At 35.7% G+C, this 18,619-nt stretch carries 15 protein-coding genes; 5 read left to right on the plus strand and 10 right to left on the minus strand.

What is annotated here, in order from left to right:
* The first annotated feature begins 66 nt into the window (after positions 1 to 66).
* The 4 genes from K9M53_RS14015 to uvrC all read left to right on the plus strand — a co-directional run bounded on the left by K9M53_RS14015 (position 67) and on the right by uvrC (position 4,476).
* A complete protein-coding gene (locus K9M53_RS14015; RefSeq protein WP_224016004.1) occupies positions 67 to 645 on the plus strand; it encodes an RNA polymerase sigma factor in 579 nt (192 codons plus the stop codon).
* Positions 646 to 648: 3 nt separating this feature from the next.
* Positions 649 to 1,839 carry an outer membrane beta-barrel protein gene (locus K9M53_RS14020; RefSeq protein WP_224016007.1) on the plus strand — a complete coding sequence of 397 codons (1,191 nt, stop codon included), beginning with the start codon at positions 649 to 651 and terminating at the stop codon, positions 1,837 to 1,839.
* A gap of 187 nt (positions 1,840 to 2,026) precedes the next feature.
* A complete protein-coding gene (locus tag K9M53_RS14025; RefSeq protein ID WP_224016010.1) occupies positions 2,027 to 2,632 on the plus strand; it encodes a hypothetical protein in 606 nt (201 codons plus the stop codon).
* 29 nt (positions 2,633 to 2,661) lie between these two features.
* Entirely contained in the window at positions 2,662 to 4,476 is a 1,815-nt protein-coding gene (gene uvrC / locus K9M53_RS14030; protein WP_224016012.1) for an excinuclease ABC subunit UvrC, read from the plus strand.
* A gap of 220 nt (positions 4,477 to 4,696) precedes the next feature.
* Here the strand turns inward: uvrC and porN are convergent, their stop codons facing one another.
* The 8 genes from porN to K9M53_RS14070 all read right to left on the minus strand — a co-directional run bounded on the left by porN (position 4,697) and on the right by K9M53_RS14070 (position 15,457).
* Positions 4,697 to 5,728: a type IX secretion system ring subunit PorN/GldN gene (gene porN / locus K9M53_RS14035; RefSeq protein WP_224016014.1), complete on the minus strand. Its 1,032-nt coding sequence runs from the start codon at positions 5,726 to 5,728 to the stop codon at positions 4,697 to 4,699.
* Between the two features lie 20 nt (positions 5,729 to 5,748).
* Positions 5,749 to 7,290, minus strand: a complete 1,542-nt coding sequence (gene porM / locus K9M53_RS14040; protein ID WP_224016017.1) for a type IX secretion system motor protein PorM/GldM — start codon at positions 7,288 to 7,290, stop codon at positions 5,749 to 5,751.
* 57 nt (positions 7,291 to 7,347) lie between these two features.
* Positions 7,348 to 8,121: a type IX secretion system motor protein PorL/GldL gene (gene porL / locus K9M53_RS14045; RefSeq protein ID WP_224016019.1), complete on the minus strand. Its 774-nt coding sequence runs from the start codon at positions 8,119 to 8,121 to the stop codon at positions 7,348 to 7,350.
* 151 nt (positions 8,122 to 8,272) lie between these two features.
* Positions 8,273 to 9,559, minus strand: coding sequence for a T9SS ring complex lipoprotein PorK/GldK (porK, locus tag K9M53_RS14050; protein WP_224016021.1), 1,287 nt, complete (start codon positions 9,557 to 9,559; stop codon positions 8,273 to 8,275).
* Positions 9,560 to 9,703: 144 nt separating this feature from the next.
* On the minus strand, positions 9,704 to 11,746 hold the full coding sequence (locus tag K9M53_RS14055; RefSeq protein WP_224016023.1) for a thioredoxin domain-containing protein: 2,043 nt from the start codon (positions 11,744 to 11,746) through the stop codon (positions 9,704 to 9,706).
* Between the two features lie 132 nt (positions 11,747 to 11,878).
* Positions 11,879 to 12,664: a uroporphyrinogen-III synthase gene (locus K9M53_RS14060; protein WP_224016025.1), complete on the minus strand. Its 786-nt coding sequence runs from the start codon at positions 12,662 to 12,664 to the stop codon at positions 11,879 to 11,881.
* Between the two features lie 26 nt (positions 12,665 to 12,690).
* Positions 12,691 to 13,632 carry a DUF4271 domain-containing protein gene (locus tag K9M53_RS14065; protein WP_224016027.1) on the minus strand — a complete coding sequence of 314 codons (942 nt, stop codon included), beginning with the start codon at positions 13,630 to 13,632 and terminating at the stop codon, positions 12,691 to 12,693.
* Positions 13,633 to 13,708: 76 nt separating this feature from the next.
* Positions 13,709 to 15,457, minus strand: coding sequence for a POTRA domain-containing protein (locus K9M53_RS14070; RefSeq protein WP_224016028.1), 1,749 nt, complete (start codon positions 15,455 to 15,457; stop codon positions 13,709 to 13,711).
* A gap of 94 nt (positions 15,458 to 15,551) precedes the next feature.
* On the opposite strand from K9M53_RS14070, the gene hemW reads away from it, so the two are divergent.
* Positions 15,552 to 16,679, plus strand: coding sequence for a radical SAM family heme chaperone HemW (hemW, locus tag K9M53_RS14075; protein WP_224016030.1), 1,128 nt, complete (start codon positions 15,552 to 15,554; stop codon positions 16,677 to 16,679).
* A gap of 3 nt (positions 16,680 to 16,682) precedes the next feature.
* Here the strand turns inward: hemW and K9M53_RS14080 are convergent, their stop codons facing one another.
* A complete protein-coding gene (locus tag K9M53_RS14080; protein WP_224016031.1) occupies positions 16,683 to 17,729 on the minus strand; it encodes an NAD(P)H-dependent glycerol-3-phosphate dehydrogenase in 1,047 nt (348 codons plus the stop codon).
* A gap of 65 nt (positions 17,730 to 17,794) precedes the next feature.
* On the minus strand, positions 17,795 to 18,499 hold the full coding sequence (rnc, locus tag K9M53_RS14085; protein WP_224016034.1) for a ribonuclease III: 705 nt from the start codon (positions 18,497 to 18,499) through the stop codon (positions 17,795 to 17,797).
* Positions 18,500 to 18,619: the final 120 nt, after the last annotated feature.

An 18,619-nucleotide genomic window follows, 5' to 3' on the forward strand; every position in this document is an offset into this window, starting at 1 on the left:
CTATTGACTGCTGCCCGTTTTCGTCAGTTTTTTACTATATTTATGTGATAAACCCCAGGCACAAGTATGACAGAAGAGCTTATGTTAGCCGGATGTCGAACAAACAATGCTGCTTCGCAGGAAGCCTTGTATAGCCGTTTTAGTCCTCGTATGCTGGGTGTCTGTTATCGTTTTGCACGAAATAAGGAAGATGCAGAAGATATGCTCCAGGAAGGCTTTATCAAAATATTCTCACAAATTCATCAATACCGAAACGAAGGTGCGCTGGAAGGTTGGGTAAGAAGGATCATTGTTCATACCTGTATCAATGTGCTCAAAAAAAATAAAAAATTCTCCGACAGTGTCGATATCTCTTATGCAGGCGGTTTAAAAATTACTGAAGAAAATATTCCGTCTATTGTTCAGGCAAAACAAATTGTGGAATGCATCCGGCTACTACCGATCGGTTATCGTACGGTTTTAAACTTATATGCTATTGAGGGTTATTCTCATAAAGAAATCGCCAACATGTTGGATATTGAAGAAAGCACCAGCCGTTCGCAATACACACGAGCCAAAACAATGCTGGAAGATATTTTATTAAAGAAACACATTTTATTAAATGGTCGTCACAGCGGTGCCAATTTTGCAACTGCAACTAAATAAATAATGGAGAGCAAGCTATATAGTGACAGTTTTGAAAGAATGCTGAAAGAAAATTCAGACAACTTCAGAATGTATCCCACACAAAAAGTTTGGAAAAGCATTTACAATAATATTTCTCCCGGGCGCAAGTTTCCTTCAATACTTACCAGTCTTTTTTTAATTACAACCTTATTGGCAGTTGGTTATTGGAATACCAGTATTACTACTAATACCGTTGAGGCTGTTAGCCCGTCTTCAGCACCTGTTAAAAATGAGCCTCTTATAATAAATGTTGCAAACCGGCTTAAACAAGAAGCTATGATGGCGGTTGCCGATGCCAGGCAGAAAAACAGGTTACACTATACCGTTAGTGCAAAAAGTATTTTTGAAAATAAGCCGAGACTTAATGTTCCTATCAATACTGTTGCACCAAATGAAGAAAATATTTCTGCAGTAAGCTCACAAAAAGAAGTTGTTGCCGTTGCTGTCAGTGAGTCTAAAGTAATTAATAAGCCATTTTTAAAAATAAAAGAATTATCTACTCCAAAAAACTATCCTGATCTTCATATTTCAAAGAAACAGGAAGACAAATTGGCCTTACAGGTTTATGCATCTCCTTATTTTGTATATACAGATAACAGAACCAGTGATATAGCTTTTGCACAGGACGCATCAAAATTCAGCCAGCCTTTATCGCTTGGATTAGAAGCGGGGACTGCCATGCAATACCCCTTGACACATACTATCAAATTAAAGGCAGGCTTACAATTTAATTATGCCAGTTATAATTTAGAAGCTTATCAAAATTCATTTAATACAGATTTGATCCCTAAAGCAGCAGAGCTGCCTGTTACTTTACACAATGAAATGTATCAATTTTCTTTACCTATAGGTGTTGAATTTAAACTATTGCAGAATAATAATCTTCAATGGAATGCAGGTGCTACAATTCAACCAACTTATATAGCAGGCGGAAATACTTATTCATTTGCAGATAACAATGGTAATGGAAACGACCTTTCTATCTTAAACAGGTGGAATTTAAATGCCGGTTTTGAAACGTTCATTTCCTATAAGATCAAGGACATTTCCTGGCAATTTGGACCACAGGTTCGCTACCGCTTCTCTTCTCTTTATAACAAGAATTATACACTCTCTGATGAGAAATTTGCCAACTTTGGTATTAAGTTCGGCGTAAGCAAAACACTTCATTAAATAGTTAAAAATTATATCTGTTTTCCTCCGCAATTTTTTAAATGAGGGGGCGTTTTTATATAGACAACTATAATGATTGATTTTCAAAAGCCGATGCTTCGTACCCTGCATCGGTTTTTGTTTTTTATTGCTTTAAGCCACTTTATTTTTCACTTTGCGATTACATTGCTTTGCCTAAATTTGAAAGATGAAAAATATAGTTATTGCTTTTGCCATCGTTCTTTTTTTATACAGTTGTGCCTCAAAAACGAATGATGAAACGGCAACACCTGTTCCTGTACAACCAGAAGGTGACACAACAAAACTTTCATTTTTTCCTGTTACAGACTATTTAAAAGGACAAGCCTTATTATTTGATTCGTTGCTGGTAACACCTCGCCATATTCTTACTATTAAGGAAAAATCTGATACACAATACATGAAAAGAGAAGAATTAAAGAACATGCTGCAACCCTTCTTTTCTCCTGAAATAGGCAAAACCAATCTCATAAAATATTATGGCGAATCAAAATTCAACGATAGAAGTTTAAATGCCATTACTTTAACGTATAGTCCCGTAACTAAAGTACCGGATAGCATCGGATTAATGAACTGGACGGTATATGTAAATCCTGAAACCCAAAAAGTAGATAAAATATACATCGCAAAAAAAATAAAAGGTATTGCTTTGGATACGATACAGCAGTTATTATGGCAGACAGATAAATTTGCAACTATTACTACCATTGTTACGGACACAACCGGAAAAAGCGAAGTCTTAAAAACGGAAAAATATATCTGGTCTCCTGAATAGTAGGAAAATGATATTTTCAGAACATACAAATGACACAATCGGAGTTTTCAAAAATAGCATCCTCCATTCCTTTACAACCCGGCATTTATAAATACTTTGATGCCGCAGGAGATCTGTTATATGTGGGCAAGGCTAAAAGCCTTCGCAAAAGGGTGTCCAGTTATTTTTCCAAAACATTTACATCGTATAAAACACACGAGCTGGTTCAACGCATTTCTTCGATTGAGTTTACTATTGTAAACAGTGAACATGATGCTTTTTTGTTGGAGAACTCTTTAATAAAGCAGTTTCAGCCCATCTTTAATATCAATTTAAAAGATGATAAAACCTATCCTTTTATTGTAATTAAGAAAGAACCTTTTTCGCGTGTGTTTTTTACCAGGAAAAAATTAAGCGATGGTTCTACTTATTTAGGTCCTTATACTTCGGTTGTAAAAACAAAGGAGTTGCTTGATTTTATAAAGCAGAATATTCCTTTACGTACCTGTAAGCTCAACTTAACGCCAACGAATATTGCCAAAGGAAAATTTAAAGTTTGTTTAGAATATCACCTGGGTAATTGCAAAGGACCTTGTGAAGGCTTTCAAACAATAGAAGATTATAATGAAGGATTGCAACAGGTGAAAAATATTTTAAAAGGAAATCTTTCGCCGGTGAGCAGGCATTTGAAAGATGAAATGCAGGATAATATTGAAAAGCTGGAATTTGAAAAAGCAGAAATACTAAAAAAGAAATTACTAAATCTTCAACAGTATGCAGGCAAATCTGCCATTGTAAGCGACTATACAGGCACTGCGGATGTTTTCACAATTCGTGAAACGGAAGATATTGCTTATGTAAATTATCTTTCGATAAACAATGGAACAGTTATTCAAACGCAAACCATTGCCTTACAAAAAAAGCTGGACGAAACTGCAGAAGAAATTTTACCGTTAGCGATTGCGCAATTAAGAGAAACTTTCAACAGCGAAGCAAAAGAAATTATTCTTCCCTTTGCTGTGGAATATCCTGAAGAAGGAGTTTTTGTAGTAGTACCTAAAGGCGGTGATAAAAAGAAATTGATCGAGATCTCTGAAAAGAATGTGGCTTACTTTATTGAAGAATTAAAACGAAAAAAATTAAATCATCTTGAAAATACCAACGAAGAAGATCGATTAAAAATTTTGGAAGAGCTGCAGGATTATCTTAAACTAACCAGTTTGCCTGACCATATAGAATGCTTTGATAACTCAAATTTTCAGGGCAGTTATCCTGTATCAGCAATGGTATATTTTAAGAATGGTTTACCGGATAAGAAGAATTATAGAAAGTTCAATGTAAAAACTGTAACCGGCATTAATGATTTCGCTACCATGAAAGAAGTGGTTTACAGGCGTTATAAGCGCTTAAAAGAAGAAAATCAGCTATTGCCTCAGCTGGTTATTATTGATGGCGGTAAAGGGCAATTAAGCGCCGCTATGGAAAGTATCCAGCAACTGGAGTTAGAAGGCCAGATGACATTGGTTGGATTAGCAAAGAATGAAGAAGAGATATTTTTTTGGGGAGATAAGGAATCTATTAAGCTTCCATGGGATAGTGAAAGCTTGAAATTAATACGAAGAATACGAGATGAAGTGCATCGCTTTGGAATTACGTTTCACAGAAACCAGCGCAGCAAAGGAAGTTTTAAAAACGAATTGGAAGCAATTAAAGGAATCAGCAAGATTACAGCTGATAGCCTATTAAAAAAATTTAAGTCAATAAAGAACATTCAAACAAAGAGTATTGAAGAATTGGCTGAAGTTATTGGAGTATCAAAAGCTACACTTGTTTATAAACACTTTCACGATAGTAATCCTGTTTAAAAAACAAGGGGCTGGATAGAAATCCGGCCCCGCTTTAAAATCCAATATCCTATGAAAAACCAAGGCAAAGATAATTGAAAATGCATTTTACGACTAAAACTAGCCTGGTTTTTTCTATATAAAGTACTTAACAAAAGTCAAGTGTATATTAGTGAACCTTATGTATAAAAAAAAGCTCTTCATAAATGAAGAGCTTTTTTTAAAATCAATTTTGATCAGATTAATATTGCCACAAATCTTGCTCGTAGTTGAATATTTTATCTTTAATATTTTCTCCTTCTAACAATTGAAAAAGAGTATTGTCCTTTAAACCAGGCATATTCTTTAAATCCTGATCATAAGGGTTATCCATGGAACTCTTATATATTCTACCGCTAAACATTCTGTTCTCAAATAATTCTTCCCAGCTCATTCTTGCTCCGTAGTTTTTACCATTATAAGTATCGTATTTAGCAAATACAGGTCTCATATCAGGATAATAAACCCAGAATAATTCAGTTTGGCCAAGATTTATACCTTGAGAACTAATTACATTCATTACGGGAGCTATTCCTAATATGCGCCAAACCAAGGTTGAAGTTTCTTTATCAAAAACAACTTCTTCTTTAATATGGAATTTATAAATAGAATCCCAGTTGATCTCCCTAGCTTTCATTACAACACCTATTTCATTACCCAAAGAATCATATTGTTTTACAGGTATTGGTTCTCCACCAATAGCTTTAGCAACATCAGCCTTTGTCATAGGAGTAGTAAACCTGTCATCTACACTACTAAACACTGTTACAACACTATCCTGAATTGCCTGCAACAAGATGGAAATAAAACGTTGATTACCGTTATTTTCATCCGCTGCGTAACGGAAAGGTAAATTCATTTTCTCTCTTGCATCTATTTCCCGCCATAAACGTTGCCTGTAAACCGCATCATCTGCACGAATATGATCATAGGGTAATGGTGTTCTATCTCTTATCGCATCATCATCAACAGACGCATCACGGCGCAAAGATTTAAGAACCTGTTTAATAGGCAAGCTATCATTTACCGGAGCAGGAGCTGCCGCAGCCGGAGCAGGAGTTGCTACTGAATCTACCGCAGCCGTAGGACTAACTTTTGTTTTAGTCTTCGACTTTGTAGTCTTTCTTGTAGTGCTTCTTTTGGTAGCAGTTCTCTTCTTTTGGGCATCTGCTACATTAGCAAACGCTCCAATACAAATGATAAAGAAAAGACACCTTACTAAATACTTTTTCATACTGAGAATATTAAATTATATTAATACAAAGTAAACGATTTACCTTCTATTACTCTTACACCATCTGGTCCGGAAACTTTTACGTTGTCAAAAGTGATTGAACTACCAGGTCCACACCTTTGCATATATGTAGCAAGTGGTGCTAAACTAGGTCCATTTATTGATGCAGTAATAACGTTGCTGAAGTTTGCTCCTGAGAAATAAACAGTAGCACTGATAACATTATAATGTACATCATAGATAAAATCAGGTCCCATATCAGCACGGCAGAACTGCTGGCTTTTAAATTCAACAGACGCCATACGTGCTTTACCTGGTCCTACTTTAATTTCAGGTTCAGGAATTCTTTTGATACGGAAAGGTAAAGTAATTGAAGTACTTCCTTGAGGAGATACAGTAATGGAACATTCACCCGGAGCTGTTACTTTAACAGTACCATGTGCGCCATTCATTGAAACGGAACAGTTGTTACCACTTACTTTTGTTCTATCCATACCTGTTGGAGAACCAACTGTAATTGGGTTATCCAAACCAATGTAGAATACATTCAGCTTATCCAAAGAAACACTTGCTCCTGCAGGTTTACCTACTGTATAAGGTATATCAGTGTCTAAGTTATCTTTTGTTCCATCAGGTTTTGTATATACAATAGAAACGTGTACTTTTTGATCTCCGCCGCCGCTGGCTGTAATTTCTTTTGTTGCAACACCTTCATCGTTTAAAGCAACTGGAGTTCCGCCGATAGAAATTTGAGGTTGTACCGCATCATTAAATGCACCCACACCTGCAGTAACAGTCATTTTTTCTCCAGGCATTAAATAAGTAGAGCTTGTTGTAGCGATAGGTTTAAACTTATTAAAAACTAATTTAACTGCGCCAACTTGTGTGTGACAGTAAGTAGCTTCTAAATTCTCAGCATTTTTTATGTTATTCTGAAATTTACTTAATAAAGTTAACGCTGCAACAGTAGGAGTCATGTGAAAATAGCCTTCAGTAAATTCCTTTTCTTTTCCATCCTGTCCAATAGGATTGCTTGCATCTACAGGGAAATTTTTTGTATAAGCTGCCGCTATTCCTGTATCAATACCTAGCATGTCTTTTTTGTATGCATTCAATTTATTTTGCAATTCAACGCCTTTATTACCACCGCCAGGTCCGTTACCAAATAAGCGAGTAGCAGCTTCCAGATCAGACTCATTGAATACAGGAACTTCGTTACCTGATTCATCTTTCTGCATTTTTAATCCTGCTTCCTTTTTAAGAGCATCTTTTAAATCGTCTATGTATTTATACATATCGTCAGACAATTTTTTTACCTGTTCAGCTTTAGCATTCCAGATAGTTGCTTTTTCTTTTGTACCTGCGTCATTCATTTTTTCTTTTAATGACTCATAAATAGTAGCGTTTGAGTTTGCGATATTCTTATTTGACGTTTGCAAACTTTTATCAACTACTTTAAAAGCGTTCAAAATTTCCGACGAAACGTTTAAAGCCAGTAAGGCTGTCAACACCAGGTACATGATGTTGATCATCTTCTGTCGGGGCTCTTTAGGTAAAGCCATAGTATTTTAAATTTACGGTTGTTGTTTGAAATTAATTTTATAAATCACCAAGGAGTCTTATTGACGACCTTGCATTGCAGTCAGCATATTACCATATACTGAATTCAATTTGCTAAGGTTAGTAGCCAAAGCACCAATTTGTTCTTTTGCTTTCTTAGCATCTTCTACGCTTCCGGTTAAAGATTCACTAGCTTCCGCTAATTTACCGTAGAAGTTGTTTAATGATTTCAAGTGGTTGTTGCTTTCTTTCAATTCCAATTCGTAAATAGTATTTAAAGAACCTAAGTTTTTGGTTAATACCTGTACTTGTTCGTGGAAACCTCTTGCACTTTCAGAAGCATTGTTAAAGGATGCCATTGTAGCTGCACTGTTTGTAAAGGCAGTTGCCATAGAACCGATAGCTGTTGTAGCTTCTTTAGTTTTAGCAGAAAAATCGCCTGTTGATTTTACAACATCTCCAATTTCAGTCATGTTGTTAACAGTACCGCCTAATTTATTAAATCCTTCTCCTAATTTTTTCAAATTAGTAGGAGTAATATCAGCTTCCTGTAACATTTTATCTAAAGAACCTAAAGCAGGATTTGCTTCAGCTCCTAATTTTGCACCGCCCGGTAAATGAACTTCCTGGTCATCAATTGCAGGAAATATTAAATAAAGCACACCATAACCTAAGAAGATCACAGCCTCTGTATAAAGACCAATCTTAAGCCATAAATCGGCGATTGGAGTATGAAGAATTTTTTGAAGAGCACCAAAGATAACCGCTGCTGCTGCTATTGATACACCTACGTCGAAGATTTTGCTTACTTTAGGAGGAATTGCTGCTGCCATTTTTTTCGTTTTTAGAATTGATTAATTTTAATTAAAGACAAAATATTTAAATAGTTAATTACGATTTTACAATAAGTACCCCTTAAGCCTAAACTTATAAGCCATAAGATACTTCTCTAATTAGTTAGTTATAAACTTTTGGAATTTTTTTCTACTTACCACGTTTTTGCATCGAAGGAGGTAAGTCGATCACAGTTCTGAAACCGATATATGATTTTGACGTATCCTGATATTCGTATGTACGTGTGCTTGTTTGAAGATAATAAGCCACATCTTTCCAGCTACCGCCACGAATAACTTTACGTTTCATACGTGGAGGGTCAGACTCTTTTGCGTTATAACGAATATCCGGGTTTTCATCATGTTGGAAAGAATAACCACCTTCATAATATAAAGAAGATGTCCATTCTGCAACATTACCAGCCATACAATATAAACCAAAATCGTTCGGCCAATAAGCATCGGCTCTTACTGTGTAATAACCTCCGTCTTCCGGATAGTTACCACGACCTGGTTTAAAGTTGGCTAACAAACAACCTTTTTTATTTCTTAAATAAGGACCGCCCCAAGGATAAGGTGCTTGTGAACGACCGCCACGGGCTGCATATTCCCATTGAGCTTCTGTTGGAAGTCTGAAATCAGATTCTGATGCTCTGTTTTTGCTTTCTAAGAACGCATTGTAATAATGTGTTCTCCATTCGCAGAAAGCAGTTGCCTGTTTCCAGTTAATACCTACTACAGGATAATTCCCGAAAGCAGGGTGAGCAAAGTATTTTTTAGACATTGGCTCGTTATAAGAGTAAGAAAAATCTCTTATCCAGCATAATGTATCAGGGTAAACTTTTACGTCTTTTTTTACAATAAATTTAGAACGGGGTTCGCTTTCGTTTTCTCTTTTTGCAGCTTCTTTATAATCGAAAGTTTCAGAGTGGAAAACTATTTTAGCAGGATCAATTTCTTTTTTGTCAAAAATTCTGTTGTCAGGAGTAAACAACATAGCATCGATCTTTTCCAATGTCTTGTTATCACCCCATTTAATAGTAGCCGCTTTTTTAGGATCGATCAATTCACGACCATCTTTTGTTTGCTTTACATATCCCATCAATTTAGCAGCAATTGAGTCTCTAACCCAATTAGTGAACTGACGATATTGATTATTGGTGATTTCAGTAGCATCCATCCAAAAGCCGCTGATGGAAACCTGCCTGTTGCGTGCGGTAAAATTGTAATTGATATCTTCATCGCTTGGGCCCATGTGGAAGGTCCCTGGTGGTACGTATACCATACCATACGGCTGTGTCATCATCCAACGGGCACCGGGAGCAACTCCGTGCAATTGTCCGTCAGGAGGAAGAGTACTACCACTCTTTTTAGAACAACTTTGTATAGAGGTAGCGGTAGCAACTACAGCCACAATAATTAGCAAGCGATTCTTCATTTTCTTATACTTTGGGAATAATGGGCAAATATAATGATTATTTTCAATTGTGTACATTTTCAATTCTTTTATGAAAAATTTAATAATTACCTAATTATCATAAAGAAAGTAAACGTTTATTTCAATCAAATATTGCTCTTTTACTCAATTTTTGGACAGTTTATTTAGCAAATCCTGTGCCGTACTAACAGGCTCTAAGCAAGCATAGTTTTTACATAGGTAAATTAACGTTTCTTTGGCAGTTTTTTTATCCAATAAAGGAAATTGAGCATCTGTTTTTGCCGAACACATTAATATTTTATTTGGTATATACTGCTTTGTTATTTCAAGATTAAATTTTTGATAATCTTCTCCTATTATCGCTATTTCATTAATGCCAACAACTTTTTGTAGTAAAAATATTGTCCATTGACCAAAAGAGCCCGGATATTTTTTTAATAATGGTAATAATCCGTCCAACATTTCATCTGCCCTAGTCCTCCACTCGGACTTGTCGAAAATGACAGATAATTTTAATAAGTTACTGGCCATAACAGAGTTGCCCGCAGGTGTTGCTCCATCATAAATCTCTTTTTTACGGACAATAATATCATTTTGATCATTTGCGGTAAAGAAGAAATAGGGAGAATTTGTATCGCCAAATTGTTGTATTGTATATTCAGCATACTGTTTTGCTATGTACAGGTAGTCTTGCTTAAGTGTTATTTCATAAAGATGAATATAAGCGTCTATCAAGTAAGCATAATCATCCAGAAAAGCAGGATTTTTAGCAACGTCATTTTTAAAGGTATGGAAGAGCTTTAAAGAAGATTCGGGAAAATTTGCCTCAATAAATGCAATAGTTTCTTCAGCAAGATCTTTATACCTATCATTATTTAAAGCTGCAGCCGCTTTGCAAAGCGCTTTTACCATTAATAAGTTCCAGCTTAAAATAATTTTATCATCCAGCCCCGGACGTGTGCGCTTGTCTCTTTCAACGGATAGCTTTTGTAAACAAGTGCTCATCTTGTCTTCAAAATCTTTGGGCTCCAGAAAATTGTCTTTTGCAAACTTTTCCAAAGGCACAAGCACCCTCAGTATGTTCTTTTCTTCCCAATTACCGTGCTCCGTTACATCAAAACAGTTACAAAACAATTCAGCATCGTCATTAAGAATATTTTCAATTTCTTTTTTTTGCCACACATAATACCTGCCTTCTTCTCCTTCGCTATCAGCATCTAAAGCCGCATAAAAGCCGCCCGTAACATTACCCAATTCATTTTGTACAAAAGCAATGGTTTTATGGATCGCTTTTTCATAGTGATCGTTACGTGTAAGCTGGTACGCATCGCAAAGTACATTTATCAATAAGGCATTATCATACAGCATTTTTTCAAAGTGCGGAGCCAGCCATTCTTTATCCGTACTATAGCGGGCTAATCCTCCGGCAATATGATCATAAATACCTCCTTGCAACATTTTATCAATTGAAAGCAATGCCTGGTCCAGTGCGGTTTTTTCTTTTGTGAAATGATAATACTGAAGTAAAAACTGTATGGTAAAGGTTTGCGGAAATTTTGGAGCTCTGCCAAAACCGCCCCATTCTTTATCAGCCGTGTCCATTATGGTTTGAAATATTTCATGGCAATGTTCCATTAAATTATGCTCAGGAACAATTGCAGCATTTTTTGCCTGTCCGAAACTGTTGGACTGCCGCAGGTAATTGACCATATTATCAGCCTGGCTTATAATCTCATCCCGACGCTCTTTCCAGGCGGTTGCAATTGCCATTAATACCTCTTTCCACGATGAACGATTAAATGCCTGCACGGGTGGAAAATAAGTACCCCCATAAAAAGGCTGGGCATCGGGTGTAAGAAAAACATTTAGGGGCCAGCCGCCGCTACCCGACATTGCCTGTACGGCATCCATATAGACATGGTCCAGATCAGGGCGCTCTTCCCTATCGATCTTTATATTAATGAAATGCTCATTCATGATAAGGGCTGTGGACTGATCTTCAAAACTTTCCCTTTCCATTACATGACACCAATGACAAGCCGAATATCCAATACTTACTAATATTGGTCTATTCAATTCTTTTGCTTTCTGCAACGCTTCTTCACCCCATGGATACCAATCTACCGGGTTATGTGCATGTTGTAATAAATAAGGACTGGTTTCGTGTATTAACCGATTGGTGGACATTTGGGAATTTTGAATTGTTTATGCTTCAAAGGTAAAGCATAGTAATTCCAGATTATAGAAGAACAATATCAAGGAAACATGAGATTCATCTCATTTATAAAATTCCCCCGGTCTGTAATTCCAAAATTTGGATTATTTTTTTCTAAGAGAAGCGAGGAAAAGTTCCAACGCAGAAACCATACTGGGTGCCTGAGGTTGCGGTGCCTTAATATCTAAAGTTAAACCAGCATCTTCTGCTGCTTTAAAAGTATTGGCACCAAATGCTCCGATCTTTGTTCCGTTTTGCTTGTATTTAGGAAAATTCTCAAGCAAGCTTTTAACACCGCCGGGTGTGAAAAAACAAATAACGTCAAAATTGCGTGCAATTACTTCTTTAATATCATTGCTGATGATCCTGTATAAAACCGGTGTAGCATATTCACAATGATGTGATTTTAACCAGTTGGTTATTTCGCTATCAAACGATTCTGAAGTGGGGTATAAAAATTTTTCGTTTTCCTTATGTTTATTAATTACATCAAACAAGCTTTTATTGCTTCCATCAGCGCCATAAAAAACTTTACGCTTTCTGTATAAAATAAACTTTTGAAGATATAAAGCTACCGCTTCGGTAATGCAGAAATATTTAGTATCCTGGGAAATGCTGATCTTCATCTCCTCGCAAATGCGGAAAAAATGATCTATAGCATTGCGGCTGGTAAAAATCACAGCCGTATAATTTGGAATGTCTATTTTTTGCTTGCGAAATTCTTTTGCCGGAATTCCTTCTACGATAATAAAAGGATGAAAATGCAACTCGATGTCGTATTTTCTGGCAAGATCGAAGTACGGCGATTTTTCTCCTTCCGGCTTGGGTTGTGTAATGAGAATCTTCTTTACCGCCTTATTTTCAGTGTGTTTTTCCCCGTTTTTAACCATATATTATTCCCAATGGTAGTGCAAAGTTATAGATTTTTGATTAACAAAATCATTAATACCTTGTAAATCAGTAAAAGCGGTAGAGCTTCTGTACCTATTATATAAATAAAGAAATGAAACCTGCTGACTTTTAATTTGTTTTGCAATAATCCGTAAGAACGAAAAAAGCGAAGAAACAACAATACTAGTAATAATACCAGCGAAACCAATATGGCTGTATTTGCCAATGCCGGGTCTGAAAATGCTAAAATGAACACTAACGGCAATAATAATATGGCAGTCATCTTATTTATTAAAAAAATTACAAATAAATAAGTATTCGTAATTTCTTTATAGCCGGTAAGCCATCCTGTAAATTTCAACACAATGAATTTTCCTATATAGATCACAGTTAGGCAGGCAATACAACAAAGGATGATAAAGTTTGTTTCCGATGGCTTTACAGCATAGTAATGACGGATCAAAAAATAGCTGTAAACACCGCTCGTTATAACAAAGAAAATATTGAAAAATAAAGATGCCTGTTTTGATTGGAGCAATTGATCGGTTAGCTGGTTTTGCCGTAATGATGTATTAAAGAAAACCTGGAACAGGTTCTGAAAATATCTTGCATAAAACAGTCGTAGAAAAGCAAGAAAGAAAGTAACCGTCAACAACAGGTAAAAAACAAAATCCTGCGGTGTTCTTTTTTTCAGTATTTCTTTGCTGGCCTCCGGAACACCTTTTATGTTCACAAATTTATTCTCCGCCAAAGACGTTGCTACAATATCAAAATAGCTTTTTGCATGTACAGGCGTTTTTTTTATCTGGGTTGGAAGAATAGCAGAATCTTTTTTAAGAAGTGTATCTTTTTTTACCGAATCCTTCTTTATTGCAAGCGAATCTTTTAAAAAAGATGAATCCTGCACTTGTGCAAATAATAAACCGGGAAATATAATAAGGAGTAACCAATAGAAGAGCCGCTTCAACTCTGAATGTTTTAAACAAAAGTAAGTATTTATTACACGATTAAGGGAACGAATTCCATGAAGTAAAAACTGCTATTTAAAAATAGTTTATATACCCGAAATGTATCTTGGATGCTTCTCTTAGATCAAACGGCACATCATTTCGTATGCCGGCAGCATAACTAATATTCAATAATCCTACCTTGGTTTCAAACTCCATTCCAATGCCTAAGCCTGTAAACGTATTATTAATATCCACACCCTGGAATTTATTTTTAACCCATCCCATGTCAACAAAACCAAAAAAGTAAGAATTCAATCCAAATAAATAACGATACTCTGCAGTTGCAACTGCATATTGGGTAGCGTAAATACTTTCTTCATCAAAGCCACGCAATAATTTATACCCTCCTATCTGAAACAGTTCATTTCTAAAAACATCTTCGCTGCTGAATACGCCAATATTCATGGCTCCTTTTACAGTGCTTTGCTTACCTAATTGAAAATAATGTGCGCCACTTGCCGTAATCCTGAATTGATAGCTACGCAATTTTAAAGAATCGTATAAAGAAGCATAATTAAAAGTGGGATCTTTTATAGCCAGAATGGTATTGTTCTTTTCTATATTTTTTATACCTACGGTTGCTATCACATTAATATCATTACCATTCTTAGGATTAAAATGGTAATTAGTGTTATTCCATTGATAGTCTATTCCCACATTTACAGAACTAACATCAATATTAACAGGCAGCTGCCGGGTAGCTTTCACCTGGTTGGTATCAACACCCGATTCCAACAAAATAGTGCTTTGGCTTTGAATAAATATTTTTCCGGTTTGATTGGCGGACAAAAGATATTGCAACCCTAACTGTGCATTCAATTGCAGGTAGGCAGAATCTTTTTTAAACATGCTGAACGAAAAATCAATTCCGAAAGGCGATTTAAAAATATAAGGTTGCTGATACCCTAAATCTAATTTTGGGGAACTTGGTTGCAATTGCTGCCAGTTAAGCAATAAGCTTTCTCCGGCACCAAAAGCATTCTTTAAATTTAGATTAGCCGATCCCGTTAGTTGCAATTGACCGGTTTCTGTATTAGTGGGCATTAAGCCTATCAGCACATCTACCTGGCTGCTTTTTTTAGGTTGCAGGTAAACATTTAAAATAGAACCTGTACCCAACATGGTTAGGTTAGATGCCTGGAACTCCTGAACGTAAGCCAGGTTAGATAGTTTTTTGCTTACCTGTTTCAGCTTTTCAATATTGTATATATCACCATTGTTAATGCCCAGGTATTGTTGCAGGAAACGATTGGATATTTTTGTATTGCCGTAAATGCGGATACTGTCAATATGATATAACGGACCGGCTTTTACTTTAAGCTGTGCGGTTATGCCTTTTTCGTTTTGTTGAATACTGTCTAAAAAAACGCCTGCAAAAGGGAAGCCCGTTTTTTCGTAATAATTTAAAATACGTTGCTGTATCTGTTGCAACTGTTGCATATTGATGGGCTTATTCTCTATATTAGCCGCTATATAGCCGCTTTCATCCAATGCGTTTTTATCAACACTATCGGTATTTATTTTAACCCAGGTATATTTATTGCCTACATATAAATGGATTGTGGTATACAATGAATCATAAAATATACTATCGACGGATGCCGTTATATAGCCCTTTGCATTTAATTGTGCAGGTAGTTTATTTACATATTGAGCGCAGCTTAGCTGAGTAGTAAAATCTGTCTGAAGATTTAATGACTGTTGAAACGAACTATCTTTGTCAATACAAATTATGTTTAAGCGATATTGGGCAGCAGACTTTGAGGCAACAAAAAAACTCACAATTAGAATTAGTAATTGATAATTTATAATTGATAATTTTTTTTTATCGCTCATACTATTACAAACGGTTGTCAATATTAAATCAAAAAAATTATTGTCAGGCATTTATATACATATTCCCTTTTGTAAGCAGGCTTGTAATTATTGCAATTTTCATTTTTCTACTTCCTTAAAACAAAAGCAAGCCTTTATAGACGCTTTACTGAAAGAGATCGACCTCACTTCTCCCTATTCATGTTCCGAAAAAATCGAAACCATTTACCTGGGCGGTGGTACGCCAAGCATTTTAGATATAGATGATATCACACGAATATTTGAAGCATTGAATAAAAAATTTTTAGTTACTGTTAATGCGGAGATCACTTTAGAAGCAAATCCTGATGATATCACTTCTAACAAATTGAAAGACTGGAAAAAAGCAGGTATTAATCGTTTAAGTGTAGGCATTCAATCTTTCTTTGATGAAGAATTAAAATGGATGAACAGGGCGCACAATGCCAATGAATCTTTGGTTTGTATTGATACAATAATGGAAGAAGGGTTTACCAATTTTTCTATTGATTTAATTTACGGCTCCCCTCTTTTAAGTAATGATGGATGGAAAAGAAATGTAGAAATTGTTATTGAAAAAAATATTCCCCATATCTCCTGCTATGCTTTAACTGTTGAACCTAAAACAGCATTGGATAAATTAATTGCTACAAAAAAATCGTTACCAACTGACAGTGAAAAGCAAGCCGGGCAATTTTTATTATTAATGAATTGGATGCATGCTGCAGGCTATGAGCATTATGAAATAAGCAATTTTGCAAAGCCCGGCATGAGAAGCAAACACAACAGCAGTTACTGGCAGGGAAAAAACTATTATGGCTTTGGTCCATCTGCGCATTCTTATAACGGCAAAACAAGAAGATGGAATATTGCCAATAATTCATTTTACATTGACTCAATAAACAAAAATATTATTCCTTTTGAAGAAGAGATACTCAGCAAAACACAACAATTGAACGAGTATATAATGACATCCCTCAGAACAATAGAAGGCTTAGATCTAAATTTTGTAAAGGATAAATTTGGAGAAGAAGCAAAAAATAAGCTGCAAATCGCAAGCAAAAAGTATGAAAGCAAATTAAAATTCGAAGACCAGCAATTAATACTTACTAACGAAGGAAAATTATTTGCAGACGGGATTGCTGCAGACCTGTTTGAAACCGAAAGCTAAGGATCACACCAGTTCTGTTTCTATAAATTTAAATCCTTCTTCTGCTGATAACTGCTCCCACAAAATTTTATACACCGTTTCGGCTATCGGCATTTCGGCTTTTATTTTTTGGTTGATGAGATACATGCATTTGCTGGCATTATACCCTTCTGCCACCATATTCATTTCCAGCTGCGCCGACTTAACAGAATATCCTTTACCTACCATGTTGCCAAACGTTCGATTGCGACTATACAACGAATAACAGGTTACCAACAGATCGCCTAAATAAACAGAAGCTGCATAGTTGGTAGTATAGTGCTCTAAATTTACAATTCTGTGCTGTCCGTGCTCAATAGAACCAACCTGAATATTCTGGATGCCAACCTTACGTAAAAAAACAGCCATTTCATCGGCACTATTAGCGATCAATACGCTCAAAAAATTATCTCCATAATCCAACCCGTGTGCAATGCCGGCACCAATTGCATAAATATTTTTTAATACTGCCGCATATTGAACTCCATAGATATCATGGTTTTCAACCGTATTCAAATACTCGTTCTTAAACCTCATCGCAATTTCATGTGTAGTCTCTACATCTACACCTGAAAAAGTTAGATAAGATAATTTTTCTGCCGCTATTTCTTCTGCGTGGCAGGGACCTAATACTGCAAAATAATTTTTCAGCTCTACATCAAATTCCTGTTGCAAAACATCATTCAATAAAACATTCTTATCGGGCACAATACCTTTAATAGCGTTAATGATCTTCTTTCCTTTAAAAATGTTTTTGTCTAATCCTTTTAAGATATCTGCTATGTAAGCAGATGGGACTGCCATTACAATACAATCAGAATTAGCAATTACTTCAGATGCATTAGTCGTTAACGTTAGTTTGGAAACGTCAAAATAAGCTGCACTTAAATAATGAGGATTGTGACGGCGGTTTTTAATTTGGCTGATAGTAGCCTCATTCCTGTTCCACCAATAAATAGCATTACCGTTGTCGGTTAAAATTTTTGCAAGAGCTGTTCCCCAGCTTCCACTTCCTAATATTCCGAATGTCATAATTAGTAATTACTAAACAGTACTACGCCAATAATTATTAATTGTTAACTACAAATTATAATTATTTAAAGTCCTAATTTTTCTACAGCTATTTGTGCAGCAATCTGGCTGGCATCTTTTTTATTAAATCCTTTTCCTTCCGAAACCAATTCTCCATCTATTAAGGCTCCTATTGTAAATAAACGCCTACCGTTTTCAAAACTTTCGGATAAGGTCTCAAAATCCAATACCTTACCATTTTTATTTGCCCAGCCGTACAATTTATTTTTTATGTTGATCTCTACTGCTTCCAGGTCATCGATAAATAAGTGAGGGAGAATAACATATTTTTCAACCCATTGCTGTGTTTTATCGTAACCTTTATCCAAATAAACAGCACCAATCAAGGCTTCCAGCGTATTACCAAATATTTGAGAAATTTTGAGAGAGCTATCGTACTTATTGTAAATGGTGATCTTTTTCAACCCCATCTTTATTCCAATTTCATTCAGCTGTTGGCGGTTTACCATTTTGCTGCGCATTTCCGTAAGAAAGCCTTCGCCTTTGTATGGATATTTTCTAAAAAGATAATGAGCTACAACAGAGCTCAATACAGCATCCCCCAAAAACTCAAGGCGTTCGTTATTTTCATCTGCACCTTCACGTACAGAGCGATGGCTTAAGGCGGTTTTGTATAAACTTAAATTACCCGGAGTAAATCCTAAAACATTGCTAAGCTGTTTTCTAAACTCTTTGTGGGTTCCGCTAAATAAATCTTTAATGAATTGCAAAATATTGGAAACTAAGTTTAGTCGAAATTAATATTATTTGCGGCAAAATAAAAAACTATTCGTTAATAGTTCAATAAAGAAATGATGTACAAGGGAGTGACACAACAATGATGAAGAATG

Origin of the sequence: Ferruginibacter albus (assembly GCF_020042285.1) — a bacterium.
In the GTDB taxonomy this organism is placed as follows: Bacteria; Bacteroidota; Bacteroidia; order Chitinophagales; family Chitinophagaceae; genus Ferruginibacter; species Ferruginibacter albus.